3 protein-coding genes are annotated in these 3,725 nt (G+C 49.9%); all 3 read right to left on the bottom strand.

Going from position 1 to position 3,725, the window contains the following annotated elements:
- Positions 1-349 precede the first annotated feature (349 nt).
- Positions 350-1,429 carry a DNA topoisomerase family protein gene (locus tag QGT73_RS17045; RefSeq protein ID WP_107033317.1) on the bottom strand — a complete coding sequence of 360 codons (1,080 nt, stop codon included), beginning with the start codon at positions 1,427-1,429 and terminating at the stop codon, positions 350-352.
- 101 nt (positions 1,430-1,530) lie between these two features.
- Complete coding sequence (locus QGT73_RS17040) at positions 1,531-2,994, bottom strand: DUF4099 domain-containing protein (RefSeq protein ID WP_107033316.1); 1,464 nt, start codon at positions 2,992-2,994, stop codon at positions 1,531-1,533.
- Between the two features lie 49 nt (positions 2,995-3,043).
- Positions 3,044-3,394, bottom strand: coding sequence for a helix-turn-helix domain-containing protein (locus QGT73_RS17035; RefSeq protein WP_107033315.1), 351 nt, complete (start codon positions 3,392-3,394; stop codon positions 3,044-3,046).
- Positions 3,395-3,725 lie beyond the last annotated feature (331 nt).

Genomic DNA, 3,725 nt, shown 5'->3' with positions numbered 1-3,725 from the left:
GGACCGAGACTTCTTCATATTCCGACTGGTCAAACTCTACGCCTAAAAATTTAACACTTCTAACTGCCAAATTTAACATATGCACCGCCATTTCGGCTTGACCCACATTTTGTTTCATCGGGTTCTTGGAATAGTGGTTTGCCGGCGTCCTATGTGTCTTTCAATGGGATATAAGAAAAGGACACCGGGTATCCCTCCCGATGTCCAACCACTAAATCCAAGTCATAAATTTGAAACAAAAACATTATGACGTTGAATTGAGTGCAAAGTTAACAAATAAATCGGAATCGGGCGGGATAAATGGTGTTAATTTGTGTATGGATCAAGCGGTTCAGGGCTTGTGTGTCGGTTATGCGAAAGCGTCAATCACGCTTTTAACAATAAGGTTGTAGAGTTTTTCCTCGTCGCGGCTGAGGTCGGTGGGGTGTAGCCCGGTGGTTACAATACCGAAGCCGTTGTAGATACATTCTCCATCGCGGAAGTTGCGGAAGTTGTGGCGGCGCGGCATACGGATCCGTCTGGCCTCCTTGCCCCACTTGCTGTTGTAGCGAAGATTTTTCTTGTTTCGGAGCATCAGTTTCCACACGCCGAAAGGAATGGTGTTCTGCACCGTGAACGGATAGGATATAAGTTTCTTCGCGTACAGTGTGTAGGCGGTCTGCATGGTCTTCATGTGGTCGAAGTCCAGCTCAACCGCGGCTTTAAGGAGCATCAGCGGCATATTGAGAAGCGGCTGGCAGTCGGTTATGCGCATGGCATTTTTGTCCATCGTGAGGATAGTGCCGACTTCGGGCGGTTCAACACCGATTCTTTCGGCATCGGCGGTTGACACTTCCACGGGCATTTCCTCCATGATGCAGGCGCCTTTGAGTTCCACATTTTCTTTCGACTTCTCCACCAGACGGTTGTAGATCTCATTGTCGAGCCATTCCTCGTATTCCCTGCGGTTCTGCGGCCCGTGGATTACTCCGTGACGGATTGCCCCCTTTGTGAGAATGGGGAGCCATGCCCTGCGCACTGCCACCGGAACGGCGATGAAATAGTAGAGGTTGAGAAAGTCGAAATCGCCGTATTTCTCTGGTGACATTGCGTTGACGACCGTGTGGCTCATTCCCCAGAGAGCCTTGATTGTGGCGAGCTGTTTCCTGTCCTGCTCGGTTTTCTTGTAGCCAACCAGCTCATCATAGTCGCGCATGGCGAACTTGAAGTTGTGGGCATACACCTGTCGGCTGTTCATTGTCGTGGAGAGCACGAAATTCTCTGACGGGGAGAAGGTCGCCTCTATGACCCCGCCGTTTGTCCATGTCACGGCGTAGCCGTTGCCGAGGTAGTAGCCTTCGTGTTTTTCGTTTGCGCCGATTGCTCTGGCGATGGTGTCAGCCGTGAGTTCATGGTCGGTCACGACTGTTATAAGATTTTTCTGTTTCATATTTATGAATTTTATCGGGTGGATAATTTTGGAGATAGTGGTTTTGCGGCAACAACATCGGGAGTTCCGGACCTCCCTGATGTCATTTCAGCGGATTTTGGTTACAGCTTCGGGCCTTTGGGCTTGCGCTGCTGTTTCGCCTGATTCTCGTCTTTCGGCGCGGTCTGGTATTTCTGGAGCGGTTCGGCAACATGCTTGGTCGCCTCATTCGTCAGTCCGTCATTGTTGACCGCCTTCTGAGTCTTTGACTCTTCAGCGACCTTGACGCGGGGATCGTTGAGTGATGTAGTCGGACGTTGCTTTTCAGGATTGAACTGGAGATAGACGGTGCATTTCTGCCCCTGCTTGTCAACCATGTTTGTCATTTCGACAACCTTGCCGGCAGTGTAGTCAGCCTGCTGTTGCGGCGTCATAGGAACGCCAGCCCATTTTGTGATGGGCTTGATGTTGCCGTCCTTTGTCAGCCACGAGGACTGTTGCTGACCCTGACTGTTTCCCTGCTGCTGGCTCTGCTCCTGTCGTCGCACGCCGCCGGGTACAAACTCGACGCCCTTGCGGTCGGCCGACACTTGCAACACCACATTGTAGGTCTTGCCGTTCTTGTCGGTAATCTGTTTAGGCGGGAGGGCTTTACCCTTCTTCAGTTCGCTTATTTCAGCCATAGTCAGCTTTGTCTGCCCGATGGTGTCCTTGATGAACACGGCCTTTACGGGCACCGACACAATCTCGTTGGTTAGACGGTCAACGCTGACATAGGAGGGCTTGACTTCCCCGGTGGCTTTGTCAACAAGGTCAACGACCTTGCCCAGATTGCCGGTTGTTTTCAGAGCCTCTTTATCTTCCTTTGTGAACTTGTACCCCTCAAACTCTTGGTCGAGTTTGGGCTCGCGGTGTATGAAATGGGGCACCACCTTCACATTGCCGTCGGCATCGGTTCTGAAAGAGAGTCGTGCGTCAATCGGGAATTTCTCCCCTCCGAAATTGGGCGTGACGGTCACAATCTGCGACTTGCGGTTGTAGAGCATCTCGCGGAGGTCGCCCGACTTTTCAAGCTGGTCGCGGTCTATGCCCCATTTCTTCTTGAGCATCGTCCAGTCGATTTTGCTTTCGTCGATGGCGTGATACTTTGGCTGTTCAGTCTGTGCAGCCTGTTCCTCCACCGGCTTTTGCGCCTGAGTGTCGGTTGCATTGTTCTCCTGAGCCTGTTCCTTGATGTTGGTCTGCGTCTGCTGAGGGACATCGACCTTGAAATCTTTGAGAATCTCAGCATTTGTTTCGGGGTCTTTTATAAAGTCACACATAGCCATGCCAACACAATCGTAACGGTCGGCAGGAACTTTGAAGAATCCGAACATTGTTGGGTTCTTGCATTGTCTGACAAAATTTGACAAGAACGCTTCCAGCGGATTTTGTCCTTTCTTAAATTTTACGAGATCCTCCAGTGTGACGAACATTGGATCGGTGATTTTGGGTGTGCCGTCCTCATTGAGTCCGGTCACTGCGCCTACCTGCCCGGTTTCGTTGTTCCGGACAATCAGCACTTCTTCAGTCTGGTCTTTTGCCATAATTAAAAGAATTTTGGGTTAGAAACTTGCGCCGTTGCCGACGCGATTATTAATTGTGTGTATGGATTATCTGTGCGTTGCGGGTTGCGAACAATTCTATTATATCCGCCTTGCGGTAGCGGATAGTGCAGTTTGTACCCTCACCGGTCTGTGTATAGGGCAACTTGCCCGACATACGGTAATTGTAGAGGGTTTTGCGTGATACATGGTATCTGGCGCGTACCTGCTTGTCAGTCCATGTATCTTCGTCCGGGTCAAGTATGCCGAAGCCCTGAAAAGCCTCCATCACGGTTTTGGCAACTGACTCGATACGGCTGTCAACACCGGTTCTTATCGCCTGTACCTCTGCTCTCAGTTCGGAAAGCATCTGGCATACCATCGTAAATTCTGCTGACTTCATGAGAGATATTTTTGAGGTTCAACCATAGAGTTTGTTTCAGTGGACTTTTTCAAGTCCGTTCCGGGCATCTGACGGGATAGTTTCGTGCCGGAGATTATCAGCGTTTTTGTTTCCATTTTATTTTTGGGGTTTAGTGTTACGCTGCGAAGTTCGGCAGAAATCAAAATCCGCGTCGGGTACGTTCCTGGAACGTTCCTACTTTTTTTAACTTTCATTAAGAGGTTTAGTAACTACTCAGGTAGGTTTGTCGTACTCCCCCATGCACAACTTCCCTCGTTGCAACCAACGAGAGTAAATCGTTTTTTTACAAAATATGAAGCTGTTTATAATG

This window comes from Duncaniella muricolitica (assembly GCF_910574735.1).
GTDB classification, from domain to species: Bacteria; Bacteroidota; Bacteroidia; order Bacteroidales; family Muribaculaceae; genus Duncaniella; species Duncaniella muricolitica.
This window is presented reverse-complemented; position numbering and strand designations above follow the sequence as displayed.

Bases quoted from the DNA above. Each gene is read 5' to 3' on its own strand.
- QGT73_RS17045 (WP_107033317.1), bottom strand. From the start codon at position 1,429: ATGAAACAGAAAAATCTTATAACAGTCGTGACCGACCATGAACTCACG.
- QGT73_RS17040 (WP_107033316.1), bottom strand. From the start codon at position 2,994: ATGGCAAAAGACCAGACTGAAGAAGTGCTGATTGTCCGGAACAACGAA.
- QGT73_RS17035 (WP_107033315.1), bottom strand. From the start codon at position 3,394: ATGAAGTCAGCAGAATTTACGATGGTATGCCAGATGCTTTCCGAACTG.